The sequence below is a fragment of the Xanthomonas sp. NCPPB 3959 genome (genome assembly GCF_056675575.1).
The window spans coordinates 169,472-185,839 of record NZ_JBWWVR010000003.1 but is presented as its reverse complement, the minus strand read 5'-3'; the positions used below and the strand labels follow the sequence as shown (position 1 = coordinate 185,839).

The 16,368-nt window shown below is 63.1% G+C and carries 12 protein-coding genes and 5 tRNA genes; 12 read left to right on the top strand and 5 right to left on the bottom strand.

Going from position 1 to position 16,368, the window contains the following annotated elements; translation table 11 throughout:
• Positions 1-102 precede the first annotated feature (102 nt).
• The 3 genes from phoR to AC1KVG_RS05370 form a co-directional block, all read right to left on the bottom strand.
• Positions 103-1,431 (bottom strand): phosphate regulon sensor histidine kinase PhoR, encoded by a 1,329-nt coding sequence (gene phoR / locus AC1KVG_RS05380; protein WP_006451736.1) that lies wholly within the window; start codon positions 1,429-1,431, stop codon positions 103-105.
• Positions 1,432-1,510: 79 nt separating this feature from the next.
• The gene (gene phoB / locus AC1KVG_RS05375) at positions 1,511-2,200 is read right to left on the bottom strand and encodes a phosphate regulon transcriptional regulator PhoB (RefSeq protein ID WP_006451737.1); all 690 of its coding nucleotides are present in this window, start codon (positions 2,198-2,200) and stop codon (positions 1,511-1,513) included.
• A 196-nt stretch (positions 2,201-2,396) separates the two neighbouring features.
• Entirely contained in the window at positions 2,397-4,043 is a 1,647-nt protein-coding gene (locus AC1KVG_RS05370; protein ID WP_268212560.1) for a M48 family metalloprotease, read from the bottom strand.
• 148 nt (positions 4,044-4,191) lie between these two features.
• Between AC1KVG_RS05370 and grxC the strand changes: the two genes are divergently transcribed.
• From grxC to AC1KVG_RS05355, 3 genes are all read left to right on the top strand, one after another.
• Positions 4,192-4,500 (top strand): glutaredoxin 3, encoded by a 309-nt coding sequence (gene grxC, locus AC1KVG_RS05365; RefSeq protein ID WP_481093725.1) that lies wholly within the window; start codon positions 4,192-4,194, stop codon positions 4,498-4,500.
• Positions 4,497-4,892, top strand: a complete 396-nt coding sequence (locus AC1KVG_RS05360) for a carboxymuconolactone decarboxylase family protein (protein ID WP_481093724.1) — start codon at positions 4,497-4,499, stop codon at positions 4,890-4,892. Before grxC ends, AC1KVG_RS05360 begins: the two co-directional genes overlap by 4 nt.
• Positions 4,893-5,152: 260 nt before the next feature.
• Positions 5,153-6,160: an isocitrate dehydrogenase gene (locus tag AC1KVG_RS05355; protein ID WP_006451741.1), complete on the top strand. Its 1,008-nt coding sequence runs from the start codon at positions 5,153-5,155 to the stop codon at positions 6,158-6,160.
• A 124-nt stretch (positions 6,161-6,284) separates the two neighbouring features.
• Here AC1KVG_RS05355 and AC1KVG_RS05350 read toward each other — a convergent pair whose 3' ends face one another.
• Positions 6,285-7,046: a Bax inhibitor-1/YccA family protein gene (locus AC1KVG_RS05350; RefSeq protein WP_023902870.1), complete on the bottom strand. Its 762-nt coding sequence runs from the start codon at positions 7,044-7,046 to the stop codon at positions 6,285-6,287.
• A gap of 152 nt (positions 7,047-7,198) precedes the next feature.
• Here AC1KVG_RS05350 and AC1KVG_RS05345 point away from each other — a divergent pair.
• From AC1KVG_RS05345 to AC1KVG_RS05330, 4 genes are all read left to right on the top strand, one after another.
• Positions 7,199-7,275: transfer RNA gene (locus AC1KVG_RS05345), tRNA-Pro, on the top strand.
• A 42-nt stretch (positions 7,276-7,317) separates the two neighbouring features.
• Positions 7,318-7,394, top strand: a tRNA-Arg gene (locus tag AC1KVG_RS05340).
• A gap of 32 nt (positions 7,395-7,426) precedes the next feature.
• Positions 7,427-7,503 (top strand) — tRNA-His (locus AC1KVG_RS05335).
• A gap of 84 nt (positions 7,504-7,587) precedes the next feature.
• Positions 7,588-7,663 (top strand) — tRNA-Lys (locus tag AC1KVG_RS05330).
• A gap of 696 nt (positions 7,664-8,359) precedes the next feature.
• Here AC1KVG_RS05330 and AC1KVG_RS05325 read toward each other — a convergent pair.
• Positions 8,360-9,655 carry a PAS domain-containing sensor histidine kinase gene (locus AC1KVG_RS05325; protein ID WP_481093723.1) on the bottom strand — a complete coding sequence of 432 codons (1,296 nt, stop codon included), beginning with the start codon at positions 9,653-9,655 and terminating at the stop codon, positions 8,360-8,362.
• Between the two features lie 287 nt (positions 9,656-9,942).
• Between AC1KVG_RS05325 and AC1KVG_RS05320 the strand changes: the two genes are divergently transcribed.
• From AC1KVG_RS05320 to lon, 5 genes are all read left to right on the top strand, one after another.
• Positions 9,943-10,027: transfer RNA gene (locus AC1KVG_RS05320), tRNA-Leu, on the top strand.
• Between the two features lie 203 nt (positions 10,028-10,230).
• Positions 10,231-11,526: a trigger factor gene (gene tig, locus AC1KVG_RS05315; RefSeq protein WP_043889690.1), complete on the top strand. Its 1,296-nt coding sequence runs from the start codon at positions 10,231-10,233 to the stop codon at positions 11,524-11,526.
• Positions 11,527-11,697: 171 nt separating this feature from the next.
• On the top strand, positions 11,698-12,324 hold the full coding sequence (gene clpP / locus AC1KVG_RS05310) for an ATP-dependent Clp endopeptidase proteolytic subunit ClpP (protein ID WP_023902875.1): 627 nt from the start codon (positions 11,698-11,700) through the stop codon (positions 12,322-12,324).
• A 124-nt stretch (positions 12,325-12,448) separates the two neighbouring features.
• Positions 12,449-13,735 carry an ATP-dependent Clp protease ATP-binding subunit ClpX gene (gene clpX / locus AC1KVG_RS05305; protein ID WP_006451747.1) on the top strand — a complete coding sequence of 429 codons (1,287 nt, stop codon included), beginning with the start codon at positions 12,449-12,451 and terminating at the stop codon, positions 13,733-13,735.
• Between the two features lie 144 nt (positions 13,736-13,879).
• The gene (gene lon, locus AC1KVG_RS05300; RefSeq protein ID WP_481093722.1) at positions 13,880-16,351 is read left to right on the top strand and encodes an endopeptidase La; all 2,472 of its coding nucleotides are present in this window, start codon (positions 13,880-13,882) and stop codon (positions 16,349-16,351) included.
• The last annotated feature ends 17 nt before the right edge of the window (positions 16,352-16,368 follow it).

Sequence of the window (16,368 nt, the reverse complement as noted above, 5' to 3'; positions counted from 1 at the left end):
GAATGGAATGCGTCGTTAGCGCGCGCAACATGCAGCACGGTGCGACTTGGCGCGCGCTGCGCAGGTGCATCGCACCGCGCTGCGGCGCGCACCCACTACATATCACGCCGAGCGTGACAGTGGCAGGGACTGATCGCGCTGTACCACGCGTGCAGCCACAAAATGACACGAGAATTCGCTGCCGCGCCCGACTTCGCTTTCGATCTCTAGCCGCGCCTGATGCAGCCCCAGGATGTGCTTGACGATCGACAACCCCAACCCGGTACCGCCGCTCTCGCGCGAGCGGCTGCTGGAGACGCGATAAAACCGCTCGGTGATGCGCGGCAGATGCGAGGCGGGAATGCCGTAGCCGGTGTCGCGCACCGCCAGTGCCGCGCCATCGCCATCGCGCATGAAGCGGATCGTCACCTTCCCACCGCCCGGCGTATAGCGCACTGCGTTGGTGACCAGATTGGAGAACGCGCTATGCAGTTCCTTGTTGGAGCCAAGCAGATCCACGCCGGCCTCGTCGAACACTTCCACCGTGTGGCGACCCTGGCTATGCGCTTCTGCTTCGCGGCGTAGCGTGGAGAGCATCGGCGCCATCGCCACGTGTTCCTCGCCGAGTTCTTCCTGCGATTCCAGCCGCGACAGCGTCAGCAGATCTTCGACCAGCTGCGCCATGCGTTGCGATTGCTTGCGCATCTCCGCCAGCATCGGGCCCGAGTCGGGGAAGTCCTCCGGGTCGAGCATGTCCAGATAGCCGTGTACCACCGTCAGCGGCGTGCGCAATTCGTGCGAGACATTGGCCACGAAGTCGCGGCGTACCTGCTCCAGCCGCAGCAGCTTGCTGACATCGCGCGCCACCAGCAGCCAGTAATCGTCGGAATACGGGATCAGGCGCAGATTCAAACGTAGATCCGGATCGACCGGCGAGGCGGCATCGAGCATGGGTTCTGCATTGCGACCGGCCGCCAGCCAATGCGCCAACGGCAACGGCTGCAACCGCTCCACCACCGACACGCCCATATCGCCGGGATGATGCAGGCCAAGCAGGCCGCCGGCCGCCTTGTTGAACCACTGCACGCGCTGGCTGTTGCGATCCACCACTACCACCGCATCGGGCAACGCCTGTGCGGCGGCGCGGTAGGTGCGCAGCATGTCGATCAGGCGACGCTTGCGCCCGCGCATTTCGGCCTGGCTGCGATAGAGCAGCCGATCCAGTTCGTTCCAGGCACCGACGCCGGCCGCCGGCTCGGCACGCTGGCGCGCAGTGAGCCGCCGCAGCACCTGACGCAGCCGCCAGTAATGCCAGGCCAGTACGCCCAGTGCAGTCAGCGTCAGCGCCATCCACACATGCTCGATCAGCACGCCGGTCAGCACGGCAGCGCCCAGCAACAGCGCCAGGGTACCGAGCGTCTTGAACCAGGCGGAACGAATATGTTGAGGCATGGAAGGCGTTACCACGGAGCGTCGGGTAGGCACGCAGCCCGACCGGTGTCAGCGGCCGGGCCGGCCTGTGCGGCAGGCATCAGGCGGCCGAAGAGAAACGGTAGCCCGAGCCACGCACAGTCTGCACCATGTTTTCCAGGCCGAACGGTTCCAGCGTCTTGCGCAGGCGGCGGATATGCACGTCGATGGTGCGCTCTTCCACGTACACGCTGCCGCCCCAGACATGATCCAGCAACTGGGTGCGCGTGTACACGCGCTCGGGATGTGTCATGAAAAAGTGCAACAAGCGGTATTCGGTCGGGCCGATCGGCACCGGCGCGTCGCCGGCGAACACCCGATGCGCGGCGCCATCGATGCGCAACCGGCCCACGGCCACGCTGCCGTCTTCGTCGTCTTCGCGGGTGCGGCGCATTACCGCACGGATGCGCGCCAGCAATTCGCGCGCCGAGAACGGCTTGACCACGTAATCGTCGACCCCGGCTTCCAGGCCACCGACGCGGTCGTTTTCTTCGCCGCGCGCGGTCAGCATGATGATCGGAATCTCGCGGGTCAGCGATTCCTTGCGCCAGCGCCGCGCCAGGTCCAGCCCGCTGGTGCCTGGCAACATCCAGTCCAGCAGGATCAGGTCCGGCACACGGTCGGCGATGGCGGTCTGCGCCTCGCGGGCGTCGCCAGCATGGATGGGTTCGAACTCGCCCTTGCGCAGCGCGAACGCCACCATGTCGCGGATTGCGGGTTCGTCGTCGACGATCAGGATGCGTTTCTGCACGCGGGGCTTACCGTCTGGCTTCGATGGTCGCCAGTAGACTACGGTTTTGTGACTCTAATGTGACATGGCGGGCGCATTACGTCGTTCGCGACACCAATTAAGCGGACTGTGCTGCGAGACGCCAAGCAGTCGTTGCGGCATCGAACACGCGATTTGTCATCCCGGACAGTGAAGCCACCGCACTGCATGACATGCGCTAACGCGTGGACAGATCCGGGTCGCGGATGCCCTGGCGGCGCAGTTCCAGCACCGTGGGCGTAATGGCGGCAATGCGGGCGTCCACGCGCGCACGTGTCACATAATCGAGATCTTTCTTCTTCAGCGCCTCCAGCTGGATCAGCGCCTGTTCGGCGCGGCCGTTCAAGTACGCGGATTCGGCATAGGCCTCGCTGGCGCGCAGCTGGTCGCCGGCCAATTCGCAGGCGCGCGCGTAGGTCTGCTGCAACAACGCATCATCGCCGTTGCGATACAGCAGCGGTTCCAGCACCTGGCGCGCACGCTGGCCGGATGTCTCGGTCGCCTGCTCGTTGAGCGCGCCGGCATAGGTCAGCGCCACCGCTCGGTTGGTCGGCAATTGCTTGAGCAGCGCATCGAAACGCGCATTGGCCACCTCGCGCTGTCCCACGCGCGCCTGCGCCTCGCTCAGGCCCAGCGTCAGCCATAAATTATCCGGATGCGCCTCCAGCAGGCTGGCCAGTTCGGCCACGGGCTCGCTCGGCCGCCCGCCGCTGTTGCGCAAGCGCGCCAGGGCCAGCCCATAGCGCTGCGCATCGGTCAGGCCGCCCTTGGCGCTGCGGCGCAGGGTCTCGTATTCGCGGATGGCCGCATCCGGCGTGGCCGCGCTGAGCACGCGCAGGCGCTCCTTGGCCCAATCGAAGCCCTGCTGTTCGCCGCTGCGGCTGAGCGCATCCACCGGCAAGCGCAGCGCATACGGAAGAATCGCGTTGCCGTTGCGGCTCAGCGGCTCCGACAGCGAAGGATCGGAGGGATTCACGCGCTCCTGGCGCGTGCCGCCCGGCACCGAGGTGGTCAGCACCACGGTGTTCTTCTTCATCTGCTCGGCGCGCGCCTTGGCCTCGCTGATGCGGGTGACGGTGACCGGGTGGGTCTGCAGGAAGTCCGGCGCGCTGTAGCCGCCCTCGTTGGCGCGCATCGCCACCGACATGCGCTCGAAGAAGCCGGCCATTGCATCCACGTCGTAGCCGCTGCGCACCAGCGTGCGAATGCCCAGCCGGTCGGCTTCGGATTCGTTGGAGCGGGTGTAGTCGATCTGGCGTTGCTGCATCAGCCCCATGGCGCTGGTGATGCCGGCCATGGTGGCATCGCCCTTGGAATTGCCGCCCGCCTGTTGCGCGGCGACCACCGCGGCCAGCATGCCGAGCAGGATCGGGATCTGATCGCGCTGCGCCCGCTCCACCCCGCGCAACACGTGTTGCTGGGTGACGTGGGCGATTTCGTGCGACAGCACTGCGGCCACTTCGTCCTCGCGCTCGGCCGTCAGCACCAGCCCCGCGTTGACCGCGATGTAGCCGCCCAAGGTGGCGAAGGCGTTGATCTGGCGGTCGCGCAGCATGAAAAACGTAAACGGCTGCTGCGGTTGGTCGCTGTTGGCGCCCAGCCGGGTGCCCATGGTCTGCAGCCAATCGGTGACCAGCGGGTCGTCGAGCACATAGTCGTAGTTGCGCAGCTCGGCCAGCATCATCTTGCCGTATTCGGCCTGGCGCGCCGGGGTCAGCAACTCGCCGGCAGACGAACCGATATCGGGCAGGCGGCTTTCCTGCGCAGGTGCCACACCCATGGCAACGGCCAGCGTGAGGGCGGTGGCGAGCGGTAGCAGGCGCAAGTGGAACTCCCAGGTGATGCGCGGAGCATGCGGGCAGCAAGGCGCAGGGGCGTGAATCGACAGTTAATCCACAGTGTTGCGGTGACGACATGGAAATTCCAGTCGCCCGGTACCATTGTCAGACCTCAGACCAACCACGGAGTTTCCCGTGAGCCAAGACCTTAACGTGCAGGATGCGGCCACCGGCCCGCAGATCACCCTGTATTCCTCCGCGATCTGCCCGTACTGCGTGGCGGCCAAGAACTTCCTCAAGAGCAAGGGCCGGACCTGGACCGAGGTGCGCATCGACCTGGACCCGGCCGAGCGTAACAAGATGGTCGCCCTTGCCAAGCGCACCAGCGTGCCGCAGATCTTCGTCGGCGACGTCCATGTGGGCGGCTACGACGACATGATGGCCATGCACCGCGCCGGCAAGCTCGAACCCTTACTGGCCGGCGCCACGGGCGGCCAGGCATGAGTGAGCACGAGGGTGGCAGCGACGACCGTCTGCGCGAGTTCACCGAATTCCGCCAGCGCATGAATCAACGCATCCTGGCCGAGCCCAACCAGGTGGTGCGCCGCTTCTTCGCGCTGGACACCCAGACCTATCAGGCCGGCGCGCTGGACGTCAAAACCAAGGAGCTGCTCGGCCTGGTCGCCTCGATGGTGCTGCGCTGCGATGACTGCATCAGCTACCACGTCGCCCAATGCAAGGAGGCCGGCGTGACCCGCGAAGAGTTCTTCGAAACCTTCTCGGTCGGCCTGGTGGTCGGCGGCTCCATCGTCATCCCGCATCTGCGTCGCGCGGTGGATTTTCTCGACCAGCTCGAAGGCGGCGCCCAGGCCCCGTCGCAGCACGCGCACGACTGATGCATGACTGGTCGGGGGTCGACCGGCGTGTGAGTCAGGATTGGTCATTCGGGATGCGGGATTCGTAAAAGCGAGCCGGTCGCGCGCGTCGCCCATCGAGGCGGCGCGCTGCGTTGTGGAGGGGGTGCGCCGCTCTTAGACCAAGGTCGGTTTGGGCGCCTTCACCGGCATCGGGCATAATTGCCTGTGAAACCTCCTTGCGCCGCTCTGCCGGGTTTTACGGCTGGCGCTCCCCCCTTCAAGTTCGGAAACCCAACGTTATGACGCAGACAATCACGGTCATCCGCGGCGACGGTATTGGCCCGGAGATCATGGATGCCACGCTGTTCGTGCTCGACGCGCTGCAAGCTGGCCTGACCTACGAGTACGCCGACGCTGGCCTGGTCGCGCTGGAAAAGCACGGCGATCTGCTGCCCGAGTCGACCCTGGCTTCGATCACCAAGAACAAGGTGGCGCTGAAGAGCCCGCTGACCACGCCGGTCGGCGAAGGTTTCAGCTCGATCAACGTCGCCATGCGTCGCAAGTTCGACCTGTACGCCAACGTGCGTCCGGCCAAGTCGTTCCCCAACACCAAGTCGCGTTTCGCCGATGGCGTGGACCTGATCACGGTGCGCGAGAACACCGAAGGCGCCTACCTGAGCGAAGGCCAGACCGTGTCCGAGGACGGCGAGACCGCGTTCTCCGGCGCCCGCGTCACCCGCAAGGGCTCCGAGCGCATCGTGCGCTACGCCTTCGACCTCGCGCGCGCCACCGGCCGCAAGAAGGTCACTGCGGTGCACAAGGCCAACATCATCAAGTCGACCTCGGGCCTGTTCCTGAAGGTGGCACGTGACGTGGCGACGCAGTACCCGGAAATCGAATTCCAGGAAATGATCGTCGACAACACCTGCATGCAGCTGGTGATGCGTCCGGAACAGTTCGACATCATCGTGACCACCAACCTGTTCGGCGACATCATCTCCGACCTGTGCGCCGGTCTGGTCGGCGGCCTGGGCCTGGCCCCGGGCGCCAACATCGGTCTGGACGCGGCGATCTTCGAAGCCGTGCACGGCTCGGCGCCTGACATCGCAGGGCAGGGCAAGGCCAACCCGTGTGCGCTGCTGCTGGGCGCTGCGCAGATGCTGGACCACATCGGTCAGCCACAGAACGCCGAGCGCCTGCGCGAAGCCATCGTGGCCACCCTGGAAGCCAAGGACTCGCTGACCCCCGATCTGGGCGGCACCGGCAACACCATGGGCTTTGCCAAGGCCATCGCCAGCCGCCTCTGAGCATCGAAGCGAGCTGCAAAACAAGAAAGGGCGCCTAGGCGCCCTTTCTTTTTGCTCGAGACTTGCGCGTAACCAGAATGCGCAGGGAATCCGCTCTTACGATTCCCCGATCCCGATTCCCGGCTCAGTTGCGCGACTGCAGCTTCGACAACAACCGCAGGAACTCGATGTACAGCCACACCAGCGTCACCATCAGGCCAAACGCGCCGTACCACTCCATGTGCTTGGGAGCGCCCTGTTCCACACCGCTTTCGATGAAGTCGAAGTCCAGTACCAGATTCAGTGCTGCCACCACCACCACGAACAGACTGAAGCCGATGCCGATCAGCCCCGAGTCGTGGATGAACGGAATACGCACGCCGAACAAGCCCAGCACGATGGTCGCCAGATACACCAGCGCAATGCCGCCGGTTGCCGCAACCACGCCCAGCTTGAAGTTCTCGGTGGCCTTGATCAGCCCACTGCGGTAGGCAAACAGCAGCGCGAACATCGTGCCGAAGGTCAGCAGCACCGCCTGGAACACGATGCCGTTGAAGCGCGCCTCGTACACCGCCGAAATCGAGCCAAGAAAGAAGCCTTCCACCAGCGCATACAGCGGCGCGGTGATCGGTGCCCAGGTCGGCTTGAAGCTGGTCGCCAGTGCGAACACCAGCCCGCCGATCGCGCCGGCAATCATGTACAGCTTGGCTGCAGGCAATGGCATGCCATCGGCACCGATCGACTGCGACCAGGCGAAAGCGGCGGTGAGCACGGCCATCAACAACAACGCACCGGTCTTGTTGACGGTGCCGTTGAGGGTCATCGCCTGGCCGTCGCGGGTGACGACCGAGCCGGAGCCAAGGTCGAGGAATGTGGATTCCCGAAGGGCAGGGTTGCCGCTACGCATGCGTGTTCTCCATGAAATGTAGGTGCTCGCCATGGTGGTGAGCGTTGTCGCGAGGATACCGGATCGGCGAATTGACGCAGAGTGATTGACAGCGAGGCCAATCGTTCCCAAAATAGCCGACCTTTCCAGCCTTCGGGATTGAAAGGTCCCGCCGGGGTATAGCGCAGTCTGGTAGCGCGCCTGCTTTGGGAGCAGGATGTCGGGGGTTCGAATCCCTCTACCCCGACCATTCCGAGCTTCTTGCGGCGTGGGAATGCAACGTTCGGTCCGGGCGCCCGTAGCTCAACCGGATAGAGCACCGGCCTTCTAAGCCGGCGGTTACAGGTTCGAGTCCTGTCGGGCGCGCCATCGGCGGTGCGGTAGGAAGTAGGTTTTCAGTGGTGGCTGTAGCTCAGCTGGTTAGAGTACTGGATTGTGATTCCAGATGTCGGGGGTTCGAGTCCCCTCAGCCACCCCACTGATTGCAGGAAATGTTGGACCCGACGCATCGCGGGGTGTTGCAACGAAGCAAAAACGCACATACAATGTGCGACCAGTTTCAGGGCCGTTAGCTCAGTTGGTAGAGCAGTTGACTCTTAATCAATAGGTCCAAGGTTCGAATCCTTGACGGCCCACCAAACAAAAGCACTTAGGCAAACACCTAGGTGCTTTTCTTTTTTCCGGCACTGGAAACAAGAAGAGACTTCTTAAGGCAGGAACTGCGCGAGTTGTTCGCTTGCAGCCAATTCTGCTGCTGCGTCTGTTCAGCAGTTGCCTGATCAAGCTTGTTGCTTGGCCGGCACTAAGTCTGCTTGCATCGGATGCCTGGTGATCTTTGGTCTGCAGCCCAGGCCGGCAAACTCAAATGAGGCGTGATGTGTCCAGAGCAACACGGCGCTCGATCCTCCAGCAGGTTGTGATCTTTGCAGTGGTCGGTCCTCCGCTAGGCGGATTGCTGGGCTTTCTGCAGTGGGCGCGGCTCGATAGCGAGACTGCTTTTCTGATCGCAGGCTTGTCCTACGTCCTGGTGTTGCCGGTGATCGCTGCCGCTGGTGCGGGATTGGTGTGCGCGTTGACGTGCCATCGTCTGTATCGCGAGCGTGGGCCAAACCCCTTTGTCCAGATCGCAATCGGCGCGCTGAGCGGCCTGTTTTCGGCTGGGTTGGTCGTGTTGCTCACAGTGGTCGTTGGAGGCTGGTCCATGGGCTCGGATCGCGATCTGATCCTGGCCTTGGTACGAAGCGGGCTATGGGGCGGCGGCATCTGCGCATTGCTTGCGTGGCTCTTCAGGTCACGCTTATCGCGAACAACTACAACTACAACCTCATAGCCGCTCAGGACGATGCGGTCAGCTCAGACGCCTGGCTTCGTTGCATACGCGGAAACGCCAGCAAGAAGCGCGCACCTTTGCCGGGAGCCGAGCTCACTTCGACAAAGCCACCGGCCTGACGCACCGCGCTATACACCTGCGTCAAGCCAAGCCCGGCACCTTTGCCTGCGTCCTTGGTAGTGAAATAGGCTTCGAATAACCGCGATTGCACGCCTGCATCCATGCCATGTCCGCTATCGGCAACGGTGATGGTGACGTAATGCCCGCCCGGTTTGCCCAGGCTCGCGTCCTCGGCCGCCACGACGGTGTCGCCGGTTTCGATACGGATGGTGTCCCCGCTCTTGCAGGCATCGCGCGAGTTGATCACCAGATTCAGAATCGCGCGCTCCACCGTATGGCGATCGACCATGGCGCAGCATCCGCCTTCGCTGGTGCGCAACTGCAATTGCAACTCGGCGCCGATTACCTGTTCCAGCAATGGGCTCAGCTGTTCGGCCAATGCGGCAAGATCCACCGCTTCCGGGCTGTACGGATACTGGCGCGAAAATCCGACCAGCCGCTGCGCCATGACCGATCCATGTTGAAGCGCCGCGTCGGCCACGCTCAGCAGCTTGGCATCGTGCGCATCGATCCTTGCGCGCTGTACGACCAGGTCGATGGCCGATGTCGCCGCCTGCAGCACGTTGTTCAAGTCGTGAACGACGCCTGCCAGCAATTGGCCGACCGCTTCGCCTTTCTGTGCCTGCTCGGAAATTTTCTCGGCCGCTCCCTGTGCGGCGCGCGCAATGTCCAGATCGCCTTCGATGCGCTCCTGCAGGTCGCGCAGGGTATGCAGTTCGGTCGATAGCGAATTTTCGCGCGCACGCGCCAGCATCAAAGCGCCGGTGGAAAACTCGCGCTCGGCCTTCAGCATGGAGTCCAGCGTATGGAACGCCGCCTCCAGCGCCCTGCGGTCGGAGATGTTCTTGCTCACCGCAAGAATCGCCTCGACGTTGCCAAAGGCGTCGAACAGCGGGCTGGTGACCACCTGCCAGGTCTGACGCACGCCGGCGAAGTTCACGCAGGTGGCCTCGAATTCCTGGATCAAGCCATTCGCGGAACCGGCGATCGCCGCGTCGACTAGGCCCACGGCCTCGGGTGGCCACAGTTCGCGCCATGGCTGCGAGATGAGCTGGTCGGGATGGCTGACGCCGAGTCCGGCCAGCCCATTGACGTTGATTGCCGTGATCCGCCCATCGAGGTCGATCTCTTTGATGCAATCGCGGGACAGTGCCACGATCTGGCGATATCGGTCTCTCATCGCGACTGCTGCCTCACTCATCTAGATTTAACGGAATTTTCGCAAATCCTACCTTTACCGTGTACAAGTAAAAGTACGAGGCTTCGATCGTTGCGGCGATGCAAAGTTTAACGGTTCACCTCGCTTCCCGGGCAAAGTGCGTCCGCGATAGCTTGGACGATCGGCTGCGAAAGCCTGCGGGTCGGCTCCAGCCTATTGGGCTTAAGCCGATTGAAGGTGCGCTGCGGCATCACGACGCTTTTTCTTTGCCGGCATCCCTGCAACAATGCGCGGGCAAGCGCAGCATCGCGAAAGTGGCGGAATTGGTAGACGCACCAGATTTAGGTTCTGACGCTGCAAGGCGTGGGGGTTCGAGTCCCCCCTTTCGCACCAATGCAGTGCGGCCGTGAGTGTTCCGGCCGCTGCATGATCCGCAAAACCGGTTGTCCAGACTTGAGCGACGCGGTTGTGCGCATTCCGCTGGCAGCGGCAGCCGTTATCGGCGAAACTACAAGGCTCGGCGGCTTTCTCGCCATCCGTCAACCCGCATCTTCCATCTCGTGCCGACGCATGTGCTGTCGGTGGCAGGAGTCAACATGCAAGCATCGATCGAATCCACCGGCAATCTGGAACGCCGCCTGACCTTCACCCTGCCGCAGGAGCGTCTGGAGACGCACGTCGGCGGCCGCCTGCGCGAGATCGCGCGGACCGCGCGCATCAAGGGGTTCCGCCCCGGCAAGGTGCCCGCCAAGGTCATCGAGCAGCGTTTCGGTCAGCAGGTGCGTGCCGAGGCAATGGATGGTTTGCTGCGTGAGACCTTCGATTCGGCCGTGCGCGAGCATGCGCTGCGCCTGGCAGGCAACCCGCGGATCGACAAGGCAGGCGAGAGCGATTTCGATTTCGTCGCCACCTTTGAAGTGGTGCCGGACTTCGGCGACATCGATGTGACCACGCTGTCGGTGGTGCGCCATACCGCCGAAGTGACCGACGCCGACATCGACCAGATGATCGAGAACCTGCGTCTGCAGCGTCGCACCTGGAACCCGGTCGAGCGTGGCGCCCAGGTCGGTGACCTGGTGGCGCTGGAGACCTGGTCGCAGGCCGGCGACGAGCGTCTGCCCGCCGAAGGCGTGGAGACCGGCAGCAGCGTGCTCGGCTCGGGCGTGATGTTCGATCAGATCGAAAAGGGCCTGGAAGGTCTGGCCAAGGGCGAAGACAAGACCCTGACCATCGACTTCCCGGCCGAGTGGCGCGTGCCACAGCTCGCTGGCAAGACCGTGCAGGTGCACGTCAAAGCGGTCGAAGTGTCCGAGCCGGTATTGCCGGTGGTGGACAAGGAGTTCATCAAGAGCTTCGGCGTGAAGAGTGGCGATGCCGAGCAGTTCCGCGCCGACATCCGTACCAACCTGGAGCGTGAGCTCAAGGGTGCGCTGATGAATCGTCTGCGGCGCGAAGTGGGTGAGCAGCTGATTGCCGCCTATGCGCATGTGGAAATGCCGCCGCGTCTGGTCGAAAACGAAGCACGTTCGATGCTGGCCCAGCAGGTGGAGCAGGTCCGCCGTAGCGGCCGCAACCCGGGCGAGATCCCGGCCGATGCCCATCAGGGTTTCATGGACGCGGCCGCCAAGCGCGTATTGGTCGGTCTGCTGGTGGGCGAGGTGGCCCGTCGTAACGAGCTGCGTCTGGAATCCAAGCGCGTCAGCGAAACGCTGCGTCTGATCGCCTCGACCTACGAAGAACCGGAACAGGTCATTGAGATGTACCGCAACGACCCCCAGTTGATGGGTGGGCTGCAGAGCCGTGTCATGGAAGAGCAGGTGATCGACTGGATTGCCGAGCGCGCCCAGCACACCGAGCAGCCGATGTCGTTCCAGGATGCGATCCGGCAATAAACGCGAGTCCCTCGCAAGAGCCCGCACATCCGTGTGCGGGGATTCAAAATACGAGTCCCTCGCAGGCGTCCGCACCTCCACATGCGGGGCCTCTAAAATGCGAGTCCCTCGCAAGAGCCCGCACATCCATGTGCGGGGATTCAACTAATAGACACAGGAGATTCCCCTCGCGTGGACAATGTAACCAGAGCTTTGAACCTCGTCCCGATGGTGGTCGAACAGACCAGCCGCGGCGAGCGTGCGTACGACATCTACTCGCGTCTGCTGAAGGAGCGTCTGATTTTCCTGGTCGGTCCGATCGACGACCACATGGCCAACGTGATCGTGGCGCAGCTGCTGTTCCTGGAAGCGGATAACCCGGAAAAGGACATCAGCATCTACATCAACTCGCCCGGTGGCGTGGTCACCGCCGGCATGGCGATCTACGACACCATGCAGTACATCAAGCCGGACGTGAGCACCATCTGCGTTGGCCAGGCTGCATCGATGGGCGCGCTGCTGCTGGCATCGGGCGCCGCCGGCAAGCGCTATGCGCTGCCGAACTCGCGTGTGATGATCCATCAGCCGCTGGGCGGCTTCCAGGGTCAGGCGACCGATATCGACATCCATGCGCGCGAGATCCTGACGCTGCGTTCGCGCTTGAACGAGATCCTGGCCAAGCACACCGGCCAGTCGCTGGAAACCATCGGGCGCGATACCGAGCGCGACAACTTCAAGAGCGCGGTCGATGCGCAGGCCTATGGCCTGGTCGATCAGGTGCTGGAGCGTCGTCCGGAAGAGTCGATCCAGCCGTCCTGATCGCCAGATGCCTGAAATTGCAGGAAAAACGGCAGGGTCGGGCTGGACGGATGTCCTCTCGACCCTGTGCTATTCTCGAAATCGAACCCCCGTGCATCGGGTGGGGTAACTGGGTAACAGAAGCATGAGCGAAGACCGCCAAGGTCGTTCCGGCGACAGCAACAAGATTCTCTACTGCTCGTTCTGCGGTAAGAGTCAGCATGAAGTCCGTAAGCTGATTGCCGGTCCCAGCGTATTCATCTGCGATGAGTGCGTTGAGCTGTGCAACGACATCATCCGCGAGGAACTCGAAGAGAAGGCGCAGTCGGCACGTTCCAGCCTGCCCAAGCCGCGCGAGATTCTCGAGGTGCTGGATCAATACGTGATCGGGCAGTTGCGCGCCAAGCGCACGCTCGCAGTGGCGGTGTACAACCACTACAAGCGTATCGAGAGCCGCAGCAAGAACGACGAAGTCGAGCTGGCGAAATCCAACATCCTGCTAGTCGGTCCGACCGGTTCGGGCAAGACGCTGCTGGCCGAAACGCTGGCGCGCCTGCTCAATGTGCCGTTCACTATCGCCGATGCCACCACGCTGACCGAAGCCGGCTATGTCGGCGAGGACGTGGAAAACATCATCCAGAAGCTGCTGCAGAAGTGCGATTACGACGTCGAGAAGGCGCAGCAGGGCATCGTCTATATCGATGAAATCGACAAGATCTCGCGCAAGAGCGAGAACCCGTCGATCACCCGCGATGTGTCCGGCGAAGGTGTGCAGCAGGCACTGCTGAAGCTGATCGAAGGCACGGTGGCCTCGGTGCCGCCGCAAGGTGGGCGCAAGCATCCGCAGCAGGAATTCCTGCAGGTCGACACCAAGAACATCCTGTTCATCTGCGGCGGCGCGTTCGCCGGCCTGGACAAGGTGATTCAGCAGCGGTCCAACGATGCCGGCGGCATTGGCTTCGGTGCCAAGGTCAAGAGCAGCGAGCGCAAGCAGGAAGTCGGCAAGATCCTGGCCGAAGTCGAGCCGGAAGATCTGATCAAGTTCGGCCTGATCCCGGAGTTCGTCGGCCGCCTGCCGGTAGTTGCCACGCTCGAGGAGCTGGACGAGCCGGCGCTGATCAAGATCCTGACCGAGCCCAAGAACGCCATCACCAAGCAGTTCAAGAAGCTGTTCGATATGGAAGGCGTGGAGCTGGAATTCCGCCCCGACGCCCTGTCTGCGATCGCCAAGAAGGCGCTCAAGCGCAAGACCGGTGCGCGTGGCCTGCGCACCATCGTCGAATCGGTGTTGCTGGACACGATGTACGAGCTGCCCTCGCAGGAAAATGTCAGCAAGGTGGTGGTGGACGAGTCGGTCATCGAGCACAAGTCCGAGCCGTATCTGATCTACCAGGCGCAACCGGCTCCGGCCAAGGCAGCGTCCGGCGACTGAGCCCCTGATGCCGCGTCTCCAGGCCTTGGCCTCGCTCGCGGATAAAGGGTTTCCGACCGCTACTTGCAAGACCTCGCCGATGGCCCCATAACGGGGCCATCGGCTTTTTTTACGCCCTATTTCCCGATTCCAGCGGAGCGCCCCATGGCCCAGTCCCAACCAGAAGTTCTCGATCTGCCAGTGTTGCCGCTGCGCGACGTGGTGGTGTTTCCGCACATGGTGATTCCGCTGTTCGTGGGTCGCGACAAATCGATGCGCGCGCTGGAAAAAGCCATGGAGGCCGACAAGCGCATCCTGCTGGTGGCGCAGAAGTCGGCTGAGACCGACGACCCGACCGCAACCGATCTCTATACCGTCGGCACGCTGGCGCAGGTGTTGCAGTTGCTCAAGCTGCCCGATGGCACCATCAAGGTGCTGGTCGAAGGGCTGTCGCGGGTCACCGTCGACAAGGTCGTCGAGTTGGACGGCGCGCTGCAGGGGCAGGGCATCGAGGTCGAAGCCAGCGATGCGCGCGAGCCGCGCGAACTTGAGGCGATCGCGCGTTCGCTGATGTCACTGTTCGAGCAATACGTCAAGACCAATCGCAAGCTGCCGCCGGAGTTGTTGCAGACCCTGGCCGGTATCGATGAGCCTGGCCGTCTGGCCGACACCATTGCCGCGCATATTGGCGTGCGTCTTGCCGACAAGCAGCGCCTGCTGGAGATCACCGAAATCGGCGAGCGCCTGGAGTTGCTGGTCGGCCTGGTGGACGGGGAGATCGATGTGCAGCAGCTGGAAAAGCGCATCCGCGGCCGCGTCAAGTCGCAGATGGAGAAGAGCCAGCGCGAGTACTACCTCAACGAACAGATGAAGGCGATCCAGAAGGAGCTGGGCGATCTGGATGACGCGCCGGGCGAACTGGAAGAAATCGCCCGCAAGATCGCCGAGGCGGGCATGCCCAAGCCGGTCGAGACCAAGGCAAAGGCCGAGCTCAACAAGCTCAAGCAGATGTCGCCGATGTCCGCCGAGGCGGCCGTGGTGCGCAACTATCTGGATTGGCTACTGGGCGTGCCGTGGAAGAAGCGTTCCAAGGTGCGCAAGGATCTCAAGGCTGCGCAGGACACGCTGGACGCCGATCACTACGGTCTGGACAAGGTCAAGGAACGCATCCTGGAGTACCTGGCCGTGCAGTCGCGCGTGAAGCAGATGAAGGGGCCGATCCTGTGTCTGGTCGGGCCGCCCGGCGTGGGCAAGACCTCGCTCGGGCAGTCGATCGCCAAGGCGACCAACCGCAAGTTCGTGCGCATGAGCCTGGGCGGTATCCGCGACGAAGCCGAGATCCGTGGCCATCGCCGGACCTATGTGGGTTCGATGCCGGGCCGGCTGGTGCAGAACCTCAACAAGGTGGGCAGCAAGAATCCGCTGTTCCTGCTCGATGAGATCGACAAGATGTCGATGGATTTCCGCGGCGACCCGTCGGCGGCGTTGCTGGAAGTGCTTGATCCCGAGCAGAACAATTCCTTCAACGACCACTATCTGGAAGTCGATCTGGACCTGTCGGAGGTGATGTTCGTCGCCACCTCCAACTCGCTCAACATCCCCGGTCCGTTGCTGGACCGCATGGAAGTGATCCGCATCCCCGGCTACACCGAGGATGAGAAGCTCAACATCGCCATGCGCTATCTGGTGCCCAAGCAGATCAAGGCCAACGGCTTGAAGCCGGAAGAGATCGAGATCGGCAGCGATGCCATCCAGGACATCGTGCGCTACTACACGCGCGAATCGGGTGTGCGTAACCTCGAACGCGAAGTCGCCAAGATCTGCCGCAAGGTGGTCAAGGAAATCGCGCTCGCCGGTCCGCAACCGGTGGTGAAAAAGCTCGTCGCCAAGAAGGGCAAGCCCAAGGCCCTGGTCGTGGTGAACTCGAAGAATCTCGACAAGTACCTGGGTGTGCGCCGCTTCGATTTCGGGCGTGCCGAAGAAGAGAACGAGATCGGCCTGGTCACCGGTCTGGCATGGACAGAAGTCGGCGGCGAGTTGCTGCAGGTCGAATCCACGCTGGTGCCGGGCAAGGGCAACCTGATCCTCACCGGTCAGCTCGGCAACGTCATGAAGGAATCGGCATCGGCTGCGTTGTCGGTGGTGCGTTCGCGCGCCGAGCGACTCGGCATCGATGTGGACTTCCTGCAGAAGCAGGACGTGCATGTGCACGTGCCTGATGGCGCCACACCGAAAGACGGTCCCAGCGCAGGTATCGCGATGGTGACCTCGCTGGTGTCGGTGCTGACCAAGGTGCCGATCCGCGCCGATGTGGCGATGACCGGCGAGATCACCTTGCGTGGTCGCGTCTCGGCGATCGGCGGGTTGAAGGAGAAACTGCTGGCTGCATTGCGCGGCGGCATCCGCACCGTGTTGATCCCCGACGAGAATCGCAAGGATCTTGCCGACATTCCTGCCAACGTGACGCGCGATCTGAAGATCGTGCCGGTCAAGTGGATCGACGAAGTGCTGGATCTTGCGCTGGAGCGTCCGCTGGCACCGAAGAAGGCGGGCAAGGAGAAGGCCCGCAAGACTGCCTCGCGCGTCGCCGTGCGTGGCAAGTCCCGCACTACTCCGGGTACCCGCGTCAAGCACTAAAAGCGCTTGTCTAAACC

Excerpts from the sequence above, each read along its gene's own strand:
- phoR (WP_006451736.1), bottom strand. The coding sequence starts at position 1,431 with ATGCCTCAACATATTCGTTCCGCCTGGTTCAAGACGCTCGGTACCCTG.
- AC1KVG_RS05360 (WP_481093724.1), top strand. The coding sequence starts at position 4,497 with ATGAGTGAGCACGAGGGTGGCAGCGACGACCGTCTGCGCGAGTTCACC.
- AC1KVG_RS05355 (WP_006451741.1), top strand. The coding sequence starts at position 5,153 with ATGACGCAGACAATCACGGTCATCCGCGGCGACGGTATTGGCCCGGAG.
- AC1KVG_RS05350 (WP_023902870.1), bottom strand. The coding sequence starts at position 7,046 with ATGCGTAGCGGCAACCCTGCCCTTCGGGAATCCACATTCCTCGACCTT.
- AC1KVG_RS05325 (WP_481093723.1), bottom strand. The coding sequence starts at position 9,655 with ATGAGAGACCGATATCGCCAGATCGTGGCACTGTCCCGCGATTGCATC.
- tig (WP_043889690.1), top strand. The coding sequence starts at position 10,231 with ATGCAAGCATCGATCGAATCCACCGGCAATCTGGAACGCCGCCTGACC.
- clpX (WP_006451747.1), top strand. The coding sequence starts at position 12,449 with ATGAGCGAAGACCGCCAAGGTCGTTCCGGCGACAGCAACAAGATTCTC.
- lon (WP_481093722.1), top strand. The coding sequence starts at position 13,880 with ATGGCCCAGTCCCAACCAGAAGTTCTCGATCTGCCAGTGTTGCCGCTG.